The organism is Actinoplanes sp. NPDC049316 (genome assembly GCF_040677315.1).
Taxonomy (GTDB): domain Bacteria; phylum Actinomycetota; class Actinomycetes; order Mycobacteriales; family Micromonosporaceae; genus Actinoplanes.
On the sequence record NZ_JBFAQM010000008.1, the window covers coordinates 164,358 to 177,303 of the forward strand.

General features: G+C 71.2%; 9 protein-coding genes. 8 read left to right on the top strand and 1 reads right to left on the bottom strand.

Annotated elements, in window-relative coordinates:
• Positions 1 to 9 precede the first annotated feature (9 nt).
• The 8 genes from AB0K03_RS15260 to AB0K03_RS15295 all read left to right on the top strand — a co-directional run bounded on the left by AB0K03_RS15260 (position 10) and on the right by AB0K03_RS15295 (position 11,156).
• Positions 10 to 3,300 (top strand): DNA polymerase III subunit gamma and tau, encoded by a 3,291-nt coding sequence (locus tag AB0K03_RS15260; RefSeq protein WP_364684613.1) that lies wholly within the window; start codon positions 10 to 12, stop codon positions 3,298 to 3,300.
• A 95-nt stretch (positions 3,301 to 3,395) separates the two neighbouring features.
• Positions 3,396 to 3,704, top strand: a complete 309-nt coding sequence (locus AB0K03_RS15265; protein WP_364684869.1) for a YbaB/EbfC family nucleoid-associated protein — start codon at positions 3,396 to 3,398, stop codon at positions 3,702 to 3,704.
• A 4-nt stretch (positions 3,705 to 3,708) separates the two neighbouring features.
• Positions 3,709 to 4,302 (top strand): recombination mediator RecR, encoded by a 594-nt coding sequence (gene recR, locus AB0K03_RS15270; protein ID WP_364684615.1) that lies wholly within the window; start codon positions 3,709 to 3,711, stop codon positions 4,300 to 4,302.
• 713 nt (positions 4,303 to 5,015) lie between these two features.
• Positions 5,016 to 5,972, top strand: coding sequence for an ABC transporter permease (locus AB0K03_RS15275; protein ID WP_364684616.1), 957 nt, complete (start codon positions 5,016 to 5,018; stop codon positions 5,970 to 5,972).
• Positions 5,973 to 6,045: 73 nt separating this feature from the next.
• On the top strand, positions 6,046 to 7,800 hold the full coding sequence (locus tag AB0K03_RS15280; RefSeq protein WP_364684618.1) for an ABC transporter substrate-binding protein: 1,755 nt from the start codon (positions 6,046 to 6,048) through the stop codon (positions 7,798 to 7,800).
• A 94-nt stretch (positions 7,801 to 7,894) separates the two neighbouring features.
• The gene (locus AB0K03_RS15285) at positions 7,895 to 8,908 is read left to right on the top strand and encodes an ABC transporter permease (protein ID WP_364684620.1); all 1,014 of its coding nucleotides are present in this window, start codon (positions 7,895 to 7,897) and stop codon (positions 8,906 to 8,908) included.
• Positions 8,908 to 9,945: an ABC transporter ATP-binding protein gene (locus AB0K03_RS15290; RefSeq protein ID WP_364684622.1), complete on the top strand. Its 1,038-nt coding sequence runs from the start codon at positions 8,908 to 8,910 to the stop codon at positions 9,943 to 9,945. The genes AB0K03_RS15285 and AB0K03_RS15290 overlap by 1 nt, the downstream gene beginning before the upstream one ends.
• Before the next feature lie 149 nt (positions 9,946 to 10,094).
• Positions 10,095 to 11,156: a dipeptide ABC transporter ATP-binding protein gene (locus tag AB0K03_RS15295; protein ID WP_364684871.1), complete on the top strand. Its 1,062-nt coding sequence runs from the start codon at positions 10,095 to 10,097 to the stop codon at positions 11,154 to 11,156.
• A 121-nt stretch (positions 11,157 to 11,277) separates the two neighbouring features.
• Here AB0K03_RS15295 and AB0K03_RS15300 read toward each other — a convergent pair whose 3' ends face one another.
• The gene (locus AB0K03_RS15300) at positions 11,278 to 12,924 is read right to left on the bottom strand and encodes a beta-N-acetylhexosaminidase (RefSeq protein ID WP_364684624.1); all 1,647 of its coding nucleotides are present in this window, start codon (positions 12,922 to 12,924) and stop codon (positions 11,278 to 11,280) included.
• Positions 12,925 to 12,946 lie beyond the last annotated feature (22 nt).

The window sequence follows — 12,946 nt, forward strand, 5'->3', positions numbered from 1 at the left end:
GAGGCAGGAGTGGCACTGGCCCTCTACCGCAAGTACCGGCCGCGTACGTTCGCCGAGGTCATCGGGCAGGAGCACGTCACCGAGCCGCTGTCGCAGGCGTTGCGCAGCGGGCGGTTGCACCATGCGTACCTGTTCTCCGGCCCGCGCGGGTGCGGCAAGACGTCCAGCGCGCGGATTCTCGCCCGGTCGCTGAACTGTGAGCAGGGACCCACTCCCGAGCCGTGCGGCACGTGTGCGTCCTGCCGGTCGCTGGCGAACGACGGCGCCGGGTCGATCGATGTCATCGAGATCGACGCGGCCAGCCACGGTGGTGTGGACGACGCGCGCGACCTGCGGGAGAAGGCGTTCTTCGCGCCCGCCAGCAGCCGCTACAAGATCTATGTCATCGACGAGGCGCACATGGTCTCGTCGGCCGGCTTCAACGCGCTGCTCAAGCTCGTGGAGGAGCCGCCGGAGTACGTCAAGTTCATCTTCGCCACGACCGAGCCGGAGAAGGTGCTCGGCACGATCCGGTCGCGGACCCATCACTACCCGTTCCGGCTGATCCCGCCGGCGGTGCTGCGGCCGTACCTCCAGCAGCTGACCGAGGCCGAGGGCGTCCACGTCGACCCGACGGTGTTTCCGCTGGTCGTGCGTGCGGGTGGGGGAAGCGCCCGGGACACGCTGTCGGTGCTCGACCAGCTCATCGCCGGGGCCGGGCCGGAGGGCGTCAGCTACGCGCGGGCGGTCGCGCTGCTCGGTGTCACCGACGTGGCGCTCATCGACGAGATGTGCGACGCGCTGGCCGCGGGGGACGGCGCCGCGGCGTACCAGACGATCGACCGGGTGGCCGAGGCCGGCCACGACCCCCGCCGTTTCGCCTCCGACCTGCTCGAACGCTTCCGCGACCTGATCATCCTGCAGCAGATCCCCGACGCGGTCACCAAGGGCTTGATCGACGGCCCCGCGGACCAGCTCGACCAGATGGCGGCCCAGGCCACCCGCCTCGGCCCGGCGACGCTGTCGCGCTGCGCGGACATCGTGCACAACGGCCTGGTCGAGATGCGCGGCACGACCGCCCCGCGCCTGCTCCTCGAGCTGATCACGGCCCGCATGCTCCTGCCGGGCGCGGACGACTCCAGCGGCGCGCTGCTCCAGCGACTGGAGCGCATGGAGCGGCGGCTCACGCTGACGACCGATTTTGATCCCGTACGCCAGGAGCACGCGTCCCCGCAGCCCACGGAGCCGAACGGGGCGGCTGCCGCTCCGGCCGGCTCGGCAGACGCGCGGGCGGCGGGACCCGGCGGCTTGTCCGCGGGTCCGGGCGGTGGCGGCTTGTCTGCGGCGCGTGCGGCGGCTGCTGCGGCGGGGCGGCGCACCGGGCCGCCGGCGGCTCCTCAGTCGTCTCCTGCCGCGCCGGCAGCTGATGCAACGGCGGCTGCCGGGGCTGCTTCTACTTCCGCACCTCCAGTTGCCCCTGCTGCACAGGTCGCGTCCGCTGCGCCGGCTGCTGCTGCGCCGGTTGCCGTCTCTCCCGCGGCTGAACCGGAATCCGCAGTGGTCGTGTCCGCGGCTGCTGATCCGTCGCCGGTGTCAGCGCAGCCGGCCGCCGAACCTGAACCGGCTCCGCAGGCCGACGTTCCCGTCGAACCGGTGTCCCCGATAGCGGCGCCGGCTCCCGAACCGGTGCCCCCGGCCGCCGCGCCGACTGGCGCCCCGGTGTCGTCGGTCGCGGGGCCGGCTGCCGCCCCGGTGTCCCCGGCTGCGGCGCGGGCCCCCGAACCACGGCGGGCCGAGCCGGCCGGGATCATGCCGGACGCCCCCGACGAGCTCGCGACCGGCGCCGACGCCGGGGTGCCCGGCCGGCTCTCCGCCGCCGCCATCCGTGAGGTGTGGCCCGAGGTCATCCGCGTGGTCGGCCGGAAGAGCAAGAAGATCGCCGCGCTGGCGCAGGGCGCCACGGTCCGCGACCTCGAGGGGCAGACGGTCGTCCTGACGTTCCGCTTTCCCGCGCACGCGAAGATGGTCGCCGCCGAGCCCCAGTTGATCGCCGACGCCCTGTACGAGGAGCTGGGCGGTCGCTGGCAGATCCGCTGCGACGTCGCGGGGGAGAGCGGGCCGTCGCAGGGCACCAGCCGTGGGCCTCAGGGCAGCGGAAGTGGTCCGGGAGGGCGTGGAGCCGGGGGAGCGGCCGGGCCAAAAGCCGGCGGTCCCGCGCGCGCCGATGCCGCTCAGCAGGTTGCGCCGGCTCAGGGGCGTACGGGATCGGCTCGTGAGGCGGTCACCGCGCCGCAGGCCGGCTCCGGGGATGACGACGACGGCGGCTGGCCGGAACCGGTCCGGCCCGGCGGTCTCGGCACCGCCCCGTCCGCGGCGTCCCCCGCCGGTGCCGTCCCGGCCGGTTCCGCGGCGGACGACGAGGACGACGAATGGCCGGAGCCCGTCCGGCCGGGCGGCAACACGCCGGCCGCGGGCCACAACGCCGATCCCGGTAGCGCCGGATCACCCGAGGACCGCGACGGTTCGGTAGCCCGAGCACCCGGCCCGTCGGGCACCGACGGGGTGGCGGCCGCCGCTGATTCCGGAGCAGCGACGGTGGCCGGCTCCGCGACGGCGACGCCGTCCGCCAGCCGGCAAGCGCCTTCACCTGGCGGCCACGCTGCGCCTTCACCTGGCGGCCACGCTGCGCCCTCACCTGGCGGCCGCGCTGCGCCCTCACCTGCCGGCCACGCTGCGCCCTCACCTGGCGGCCACGCTACGTCCCCATCCACGGACCGGGCAGCTCCGTCACCTGCTGGCCGCGCAGCGCCGTCGGCTGCCGGATCCGTCCGGGCAGCGACCGCATCGGATTCGGCTTCGGCGCCGCGGGTCGTCGAGCCTGCAAGGAGCACTACCGCCGGCTCGGGGCAGGTTGCGACGAGCGGTCGCGGGGGCGGGGGCGCGCCCAGCAGTGGCCTGGCCGCAGCCCGGGCGGCCGCCGCGCGGGGAGCGGGTGCCGTGGCCGCCGCGCGCACGGCGCCGAGTCCGGCCGGGGGCGTCGGCGGTGGCGGAACGCGCCCGGCCGCGGGGCCGGCCGGGACCGCCGCGCGCGCAGGCGGGGACTCCTGGTCGGACGGTTCGCCGACCGAGGAAGCCCCGTACGACCCTGAGTACGACGGGCCGCCGCGCGCCGCCGACGGGGCCGTGTGGGAGGGGTTCGATCCCGGGGACGAGCCGCTCGACGACGTGATCGACGAACGGACCGCTCGGCAGAGCAGCGAGCAGCAGGCCGTGCAGTTGCTGCGGGAAGCCTTCGGGGCGGAGAAGATCAGCGAGTCCTGACCCGGCTCCCGGCCGGCCGGGCCGGGCACGGGACAATGGAGCCGACCACCCCCTGACAGAGGAGTTATGCGATGCGCCCCGGTGGACAGCCGAACATGCAGCAGATCATGAAGCAGGCGCAGAAGATGCAGCAGCAGGTCGCCCAGGCGCAGGCCGAGCTGGCCGCCGCCGAGCTCACCGGCACCGCCGGCGGCGGGCTCGTCACCGTGGTGGTGACCGGGCTGGGCGAGTACAAGTCCGTGAAGATCGACCCCAAGGCGGTCGACGCCGACGACGTCGAGACGCTGGAGGACCTGGTGCTCGCCGCGATCCACAACGCCGCCGAGGCGCAGCGCGAGCTCACCGAGCAGAAGATGGGCCCGGCCACCGGCGGTCTCGGCGGCCTGACCCTGCCGGGGTTCTGAGCCCGTGTACGAAGGCGCCATCCAGGACCTGATCGACGAGCTGGGGCGGTTGCCGGGCGTCGGCCCGAAGAGCGCCCAGCGGATCGCGTTCCACATCCTCTCCGCCGACCCCGCCGACGTGAACCGGCTGGCCACCTCGCTGCGCAAGGTGAAGGAGCTGGTCCGCTTCTGCACGACCTGCTTCAACGTCGCCGAGTCGGAGCAGTGCCGGGTCTGCCGCGACCCGCGCCGCACCAACGAGGTGCTCTGCGTGGTGGAGGAGCCCAAGGACGTCGTGGCGATCGAGCGGACCGGCGAGTTCCGGGGCCGCTACCACGTCCTGGGTGGCGCCATCAATCCGCTCGAGGGCATCGGGCCGGACAACCTCCGCATCCGGGAGCTGCTCCTGCGCCTCGGCACCGGCGAGGTGAAGGAGCTGATCCTCGCCACCGACCCGAACACGGAAGGCGAGGCGACGGCGACCTACCTGGCGCTGATGGTCAAGCCCATGGGGATCGCGGTCACCCGGCTGGCGAGCGGCCTCCCGGTCGGCGGCGACCTGGAGTACGCGGACGAGATCACGCTCGGCCGTGCCTTCGAAGGCCGCCGCGCCGTCTGACGGCCGCACAGCGCTAGGGCCAGAGCCGCGTGTGTGCCGGGCCGCGTGAGGGCCGCGCCGCGTGAGGGCCGCGCCGCGTGAGGGCCGCGCCGCGTGAGGGCCGGTCTGGCCCGTCGGGCTGGGTCGCTGCGCGCGGCCAGCCGGCGCCGTCACCGAAAGCTCGCCGTCCCGGCAGTGCCCGGCCGTGCAGAAGACTCGCCATCCCGGCAGTGCCCGGCCGTGCAGAAAGCTCGCCGCACAGGCAAAAGCCGGCCTCATCCGAAAGCCCACCCGACCCTCCCGCAGATGCGTCACATCGCCCGAGCCGTTTGGTGGGTTCTTCCGGCAAAGCGCGCGGTGTGCCCGTTCGGTCCGTTACGGTGCGGGCGTACGGATGTGGTGTCGGTAACAGATCACGCTGCCATCACGGCGCGGCCTGAACTTGGTTACGAGGGCCGGAGGGTCTTGACCCGCGCCGCCGAGTACGTGAGCGTTCCTCTCGTGCGGCGGCGCAACCCGTTCGCACGTTCGGCATGCCGGCCCGGCGTCACCATCGCTGGGGCCGGCTGAAGCACTCCACGTACGCGACAACCGATCGGTTGCCCGCACGGCGGGGCCGGACCGATCCGGGGTGACGCTGGCCCGGCTCGGCGGAGGTGCCGTGGTGCGGACGCCGGGAGAGGACCGGGCGCTCCATGGTCGTTGGACCCGGCACGGTCTCTGACCAGGCTCCGGTGGCACCGGACCCCGCCGAGGGCAGCGTTCCCGGCAAGGCGATCGAGGGCCGTTCGCTCGGCCGCATCGCCTGGACCCGGCTCAAGCGCGACAAGGTCGCCATGGCGGGCGGCTACGTCGTCGTCTTCCTGATCCTGGTCGCGGTCTTCGCCCCGTTGATCGTCAAGTTCCTGGGCGATCCGCCGAACGAGTTCCACCAGAACCTCATCGACGTCAACACGTTGGCGCCGAAGGGCGGTACGGGGATCAGCGGCGACCATCTGTTCGGCGTCGAGCCGCAGAACGGCCGCGACATCTTCAGCCGGGTCGTCTACGGCGCCCGCATCTCACTGTTGATCGCGTTCCTCGCGACCGGCCTTTCCGTCGTCATCGGCGCCACCCTCGGTGTGGTGGCCGGCTTCTTCGGCGGCTGGGTCGACGCGCTGATCAGCCGGGCCATGGACGTCTTCCTCGCCTTCCCGCTGCTGGTCTTCTCGATCGCGCTGGCCGGCGTCATCCCGGACACGGCGTTCGGGCTGAGCGGGGACGCGCTGCGGATCGCCATGCTGATCTTCATCATCGGCTTCTTCAGCTGGCCCTACATCGGCCGCATCGTGCGCGGGCAGACGCTGTCGCTGCGGGAACGTGAGTTCGTCGACGCCGCGCGCAGCCTCGGCGCGCGCGGGCCGTACATCATCTTCAAGGAGCTTCTGCCCAATCTTGTAGCGCCCATCCTGATCTACGCGACGCTGCTCATCCCGACGAACATCCTGTTCGAGGCGGCGCTGTCGTTCCTCGGGGTCGGGGTCCGCCCGCCCACCGCCAGCTGGGGCGGCATGCTCTCCGACGCCGCCCGCTTCTACACGATCTGGCATTTCATGTTCTTCCCGGGCATGGCCATCTTCATCACCGTGCTGGCCTTCAACCTGTTCGGTGACGGCCTGCGCGACGCCCTCGACCCCAAGGGCCGACGCTGATCAAGTGCCGGACGACTTTCTCGCCAGCCAGGCGGTCCGCAAACGGACCGTTCCTTCAGGGAGGTTGCTACAAGTGATCCAGAGAACAAGGGTGCTGGTGGCCGCTACGGCCGCTCTGGCGCTCGGATTGACCGCCGCGTGCGGCGGTGGCAAGGACGACTCCAGCTCGGGCAGCTCCTCCAAGGCGGAGTTCAACGCCGCCCTGGACAAGGTGTTCAACCCCTCCGAGAAGAAGGGCGGCACCATCCGCCTGGCGAACTCGGGCGACTGGGACACCCTCGACCCGGGCGAGACATATTACGGCTACTCGTGGGACTTCCTGCGCCTGTACGGCCGCAGCCTGCTCACGTTCAAGGCCTCCCCGGGCGCGGCCGGCAACGAGCTGACCCCGGACCTCGCCGAGGGCCTGGGCGAGACGAACGACAACGGTAAGACGTGGACGTACAAGATCCGTAAGGGCGTCAAGTTCGAGGACGGCACCGAGGTCAAGGCCGCGGACGTCAAGTACGCGGTGCTGCGCTCGATCGACAAGGAGACGTTCCCGAACGGCCCCGCGTACTTCGAGCAGTTCCTCAACCTGCCGGCCGGTTACAAGGGCCCGTACAAGTCCAAGGACGTCAACACCGACCAGGCCATCTCGACGCCGGACGACAGCACGATCGTCTTCCACCTCAAGCAGGCGTTCGGTGGCTTCGACTACATGGCCGCGTTGCCGCAGACCGTTCCGGTCCCGCAGGCCAAGGACACGGGCGCGAAGTACAAAGAGCACGTGATCTCCACCGGCCCGTACATGTTCGACCAGAACAACCTGGGCAAGAACTTCACGCTCAAGCGCAACCCGAACTGGGACCAGGCGACCGACCCGTTCCGCAAGGCGCTGCCGGACAGCTTCGAGGTCTCGCTGAACGTCAACGCAGACGACATCGACAACCGGCTGCTCTCCGGCGACCTGGACATCGACGTGGTCGGCACCGGCGTGCAGCCGGCGACGCTGGGCCGCGTCGTGGGTGACCCGACGGCCAAGGCGGGCACGGACAACGCCAGCCAGAGCCGCCTCTGGTACACCTCGATCGTCGGCACGGTGAAGCCGCTCGACAACCTCGACTGCCGCAAGGCGATCCAGTACGCCGCGGACCGCACCGGCTACCAGACCGCGTACGGCGGCCCGCTCGCCGGCGGCGACATCGCCACCACGGTCCTGCCGCCCACCATTCCGGGTTACCAGAAGTTCGACCTGTACCCGGCGGGCCCGGACAACACCGGCGACCTGACGAAGGCCAAGGAGGCCCTGGCGGCCTGCGGCCAGCCGAACGGCTTCTCCACCAACATCGCCTACCGCGCCGAGCGGCCGAAGGAGAAGGCGACCGCAGAGTCGCTGCAGCAGTCGCTGGCCCGGGTCGGCATCAAGCTGACGCTCAAGCCGTTCCCGCAGGGTGACTACTTCTCGCAGTACGCCGGCAACCCGCCGTACGTGAAGGCCAACAACCTCGGCCTGACCGTCAACGGCTGGGGCGCCGACTGGAACGACGGCTTCGGCTTCCTCTCGCAGATCGTCGACAGCCGGGTCATCCGGGAGACCGGTGGCTCCTCCAACACCAGCGTCCGCGACCCCGAGATCGACAAGATGCTGGACGCGGCGGTGAGCAACACCGACGTCAAGGCGCGTGAGGCGCAGTGGGGCGCGATCGACAAGAAGGTCATGGAGGACGCGTTCATCCTCCCCGGCGTCTACTCCAAGGCGCTGCTGATCCGTCCGAAGAAGCTCACCAACGTGTACGTGAACCCGGCGTACGCGATGTACGACTACGTGGCGCTCGGCGTCGCGTGACCACCACCTCTGGCGTCCTAGTTCCGATTGGGTAGGTGAAGGCAGCAGGCGGCCGGTCCGGGGCGACCCGGGCCGGCCGTCGTAGCCGGGCACTGTGATCACGTACATCATCAGGCGTCTGTTAGCGGCCGTCGTGCTGCTCTTCATCGTCAGCGCCGCCGTCTTCGCGATCTTCTATCTGGTTCCGCGGCTCGTCGGCGCGACGCCCGAGACGCTGGCAACCCGGTACGTGGGTCGTGCCGCGACGCCGGAGACGGTCAACCTCATCGCCCACAAGCTGGGCTTCTACGACCCGATCTGGGTGCAGTACGGCCGCTGGGTCAAGGGCATCTTCTTCGGCGCCGAGTACGACTACGGCAGCGGCACCGAGCACTGCCCGGCGCCCTGCTTCGGCTACTCCTTCATCACCCGCCAGCCGGTCTGGCCGGACCTGCTCGACCGGCTGCCCGTGACGCTGTCGCTCGCCGTGGGCGCGGCGGTGCTGTGGGTGTTCTTCGGCGTCTCGACCGGCGTGGTCTCCGCGCTGCGCCGGGGCTCCCTGCTGGACCGTACGGCGATGGGCGTCTCGCTCGCCGGCGTCTCCCTGCCGATCTTCTTCACCGGCCTGGTCGGTCTGCTGGTCTTCAGCTACAAGCTGGGCTGGACGGCGCCGGGCGGTTCGTACACGCCGTTCACCGAGAATCCCGCCGACTGGTTCTATGCGTTGCTGCTGCCGTGGATCGTGCTCGCCTTCCAGTTCTCCGCGCAGTACGCCCGGCTCACCCGGGCCGGCATGCTGGAGACGCTCGGCGAGGACTACATCCGTACGGCCCGCGCCAAGGGCCTGCCGGAGCGCTCGGTGAACGTGCAGCACGGCCTGCGGGCCGCGCTGACCCCGCTGCTGACCATCTTCGGTCTCGACTTCGGCCTCCTGCTCGGCGGCGCCGTCCTCACCGAGCAGGTCTTCTCCCTGCCGGGCCTCGGCAAGTACGCCGTCGACGCGATCACCAACAACGACCTGCCGAAGGTGCTCGGCGTGACGATGATGGCCGCGGCGTTCGTGGTCGTCGCCAACCTGATCGTCGACCTGCTGTACGCGGTCGTGGACCCGCGAGTGAGGATCAGCTAGTGGCAGCCGAACCCTTCCTCGAGGTCAAGGATCTGAAGATCTCCTTCCCGACCGACGACGGCCTGGTCAAGAGCGTCGACGGGCTGTCGTTCCGGCTGGAGCGCGGCAAGACGCTGGGCATCGTCGGCGAGTCCGGCTCCGGCAAGTCGGTCACCAGCCTGGGCATCCTCGGCCTGCACAACAAGCGCAACGCCCAGGTCTCCGGCCAGATCTGGCTGGACGGCGAGGAGCTCGTCAGCGCGGCGCCGGAGACCGTACGGGCCCTGCGCGGCGCCAAGATGGCGATGATCTTCCAGGACCCGCTGTCCTCGATGCACCCGTTCTACACGGTCGGGCACCAGATCATCGAGGCGTACCGGGTCCACCACAAGGTCTCCAAGCAGGTGGCCCGCAAGCACGCCATCGACATGCTGGGCCGGGTCGGCATCCCGCAGCCCGAACGCCGCGTCGACGACTACCCGCACCAGTTCTCCGGCGGCATGCGCCAGCGCGCCATGATCGCCATGGCGCTGGTCAACGACCCGCAGCTGCTGATCGCCGACGAGCCGACGACCGCGCTCGACGTGACGGTCCAGGCGCAGATCCTCGACCTCATGCACGACCTGCAGGAGGAGTTCAACTCGGCGCTCATCGTCATCACGCACGACCTGGGCGTGGTGGCCGAGCTGGCCGACGACGTGCTGGTCATGTACGGCGGCCGCTGCGTCGAGTACGGCAGCGCCCGGACGATCTTCGAGGAGCCGGAGCACCCGTACACCTGGGGTCTGCTGGGTTCGATGCCCCGCATCGACCGGCCCAACCTGGACCGGCTCGTGCCCATCCCCGGCCTGCCGCCGTCGCTGATCAACCTGCCGTCGGGGTGCGCGTTCCATCCGCGTTGCGCCTACGAGCCACGCACCGGCGGGCTCGGCACCACCCTGACGCCGGAGCTCACCCCCGCCGGCCAGCCCGGGCACCTGGTGCGCTGCCACATCCCCACCGCCGAGCGTCAGCGGATCTGGCGTGAAGAAGTGAAGCCGAAGCTGGAGGCGCAGTGAACGACGAGAGCGGCTCGGCGCCGACCCCGGCCGACCCGACCGGGCGCACATCGGTGCCCGCGGATCCCGCGGCCGGCGCGGCGGCCTCGGCGCAGACGGCGGGAGCGACGGAGGCCGTGCGGTTGAGCGACCCCGTACCCGATGCGGTCATGCGGGAGGAGCGCGCCGCCAAGGGCGAGCCGCTGCTGTCGGTCAAGGGCCTGGAGAAGCACTTCGCGATCACCAAGGGCCTGCTGCGCCGCCAGGTCGGCGCGGTGCGCGCGGTCGACGGGGTGACGTTCGACGTCTACAAGGGCGAGACGCTGGGCCTGGTCGGCGAGTCCGGCTGCGGCAAGACCACGACCGGCCGCCTGCTCACCCGGTTGGTGGAGCCGACCGGCGGCTCGATCGAGTTCGACGGCCGGGACATCGCGCACCTGCGCCAGGGCAAGCTGCGGCCCCTGCGGCGCGACATGCAGATGATCTTCCAGGACCCGTTCTCGTCGCTGAACCCGCGGCACACCGTCGGCACGATCGTCGGGGCGCCGTTCCGGATTCAGAACGTCAAGACGGAGCACGGCGTCAAGCGCGCGGTGCAGGACCTGCTCAAGCTCGTGGGCCTCAACCCCGAGCACTACAACCGGTATCCGCACGAGTTCTCCGGCGGACAGCGCCAGCGCATCGGCATCGCCCGGACGCTCGCGCTGCGGCCGAAGCTGATCATCGCCGACGAGCCGGTGTCGGCCCTGGACGTGTCGATCCAGGCGCAGGTCGTCAACCTCCTCGACGACCTGCAGAACGAGTTCGACCTGACGTACGTGTTCATCGCGCACGACCTGTCGGTGGTCCGGCACATCTCCGACCGCGTCGCCGTCATGTACCTCGGCAAGATCGTCGAGATCGCCGACCGGGAGAAGCTCTACACCAGCCCGCGGCACCCGTACACGGTCGCCCTGATGTCGGCCGTCCCGGTCCCGGACCCGGCGCGCCGCGACCGGGCCCAGCGCGAGCGGGTCCTGCTCACCGGCGACGTGCCGAGCCCGATCAACCCGCCGTCCGGATGCCGGTTCCGGACCCGCTGCTGGAAGGCGCAGGACATCTGCGCCACCGAGGAGCCGCCGCTGATCCCGCGCCTCGACGACACGGCCTCGCACCAGACGGCCTGCCACTTCCCGATCGTCGAGGGGGAGACGGTGCAGGGGCGGCGGCCGGCCGACGTGCCCAGCTCCTGAGAGATCAAAGACTTCCTGTCGTAGCTCGGTGGGGTGTACAGATCGTCGCTCCCGCCGAGGCCGGGGCGGGGGCCCAGCATGCGCTGGCCCTCGCCCCTTCATTCTGCGTGAGTGGGGGAGATCAACCCCAATTGATCTGCGGGGACGGGTAGAAGTTGACGCCCTGCAACGTCCATCGCGGGCCGTACGCGCCCAGCCGGGCCGAGAACGACGCCCAGTCGTGGGTCGACGCGGGTGACCAGCCGAGCTCCGCGATGGCCGGCAGGCGGGGGAACGCCATGAACTCGATGTCGTCCAGGCTGCGCAGCGTCTCCGACCACAGTGGCGCCTCGACGCCGAGGATCGCGTTCTCGCCGACGCCGGTCACGCGGGTCGCCGGATCCCAGCCGTACGCGTCGCGAACCTCGATGTAGGCGGCCCAGTCGAGGCCCAGCGGGGTGCTCGGGTCGTACTTCATGTCCAGGTACGCCTTGTTCGCCGGGGACATCACGACCTTGGTACCCCGGGTGACCGCCGCCGCCACGGTCGGGTTCGTGGTGGCGGTGTCCCAGTACTGCGCCACCGCGGTCGCCGAGGCGGGGGCCTTGGTGATCTCGTTCCAGCCGTACGCGGTCTTGCCGTACTCGGCGACCAGGGGCAGCACCCGCTGCTGGAACGCCACATAGTCCGCCTCGGGCGTGGCGTGCGCCTCGTCGCCGCCGATGTGCAGGTACGGCCCGGGCGTCATCGCGGCCAGCTCGCGGATCACGTCCTCGACGAAGCGGTACGTCGTCTCCGAGCCGATGCACAGCGAGCTGTACCCGACCTCGGTGTCGGTCCGCGGCGGCGGCGCCACCCCGTCACACGTCAGCTCCGGGTACGCGACCTGTGCCGCGTTCACGTGCCCCGGCATGTCGATCTCCGGCACGATGGTCACGTAGCGCTTCGCCGCGTACGCGACTATGTCCTTGTATTGGGCCTTCGTGAGGAAGCCGGGACCCTCGCCGTCGACCCCGGTGCCCGCCCCGCCGCTGACCGCGGTGAGCTTCGGCCAGCTGTCGATCTGGATGCGCCAGCCCTGGTCGTCGGAGAGGTGCAGGTGCAGGTGGTTCACCTTGAACCGGCTGATCTCGTCGACGTACGCCTTGATCTCGTCCGGGGTGTGGAAGTGCCGCGCCTCGTCCAGCATCGCCCCCCGGTACGCGAACCGCGGGTAGTCGAGGATGCTGCCCCCGGGCACGGTCCACGACCGCCGTACGACCGCCGGTGAGTCGATGTCGACGGGCAGCAGCTGCCGCAGGGTCTGCGAGCCGGCGAAGAGGCCGGCGGGGTTGTTCGCCCGGATCGTGACGGCGCTCCGGGTGACGCTGAGCCGGTAGCCCTCGCTGCCGAGCCGGCTGTCGTTCGCGCCCAGCAGCAGCGAGATGGACGGCACCCGCCGCGCCGCGACGGGCAGAACGGGCAACGGGTACCCGGTCGCCGGTCGCAGGTCCCGCGCCAGCTGATCGCCGACGGCGCGGGCGGCCGGGGAGCCGGGCTGCGTACGGATGACGGTGAGCGGGCCGAGGCGGAACGTGGCGCCCGCGTCGGGGCTGACCTGGACCGGCGCCGGAAGGACGTCGGACAGCGCGGGGGATGCGGCCGGCGCGGTCGCGGGGCCGCGTTGGGCAATGGGCACGGCCGCCGCGGGCGTGGCCCGGGCGGCGGCTGCCGGTGCGGCTTGGGCGGCGAGCAGCGGGAGGCTCGCCGCTGCCGCGGTGAGCACGCGGGACAACGCGGATTTGGCCATGCCCGACGCTACATAGGCAGCT

What these genes read in the sequence shown, in the direction of transcription:
- AB0K03_RS15265 (WP_364684869.1), top strand. Translation starts at nt 3,396, where the DNA reads ATGCAGCAGATCATGAAGCAGGCGCAGAAGATGCAGCAGCAGGTCGCC.
- AB0K03_RS15300 (WP_364684624.1), bottom strand. Translation starts at nt 12,924, where the DNA reads ATGGCCAAATCCGCGTTGTCCCGCGTGCTCACCGCGGCAGCGGCGAGC.
- AB0K03_RS15295 (WP_364684871.1), top strand. Translation starts at nt 10,095, where the DNA reads ATGCGGGAGGAGCGCGCCGCCAAGGGCGAGCCGCTGCTGTCGGTCAAG.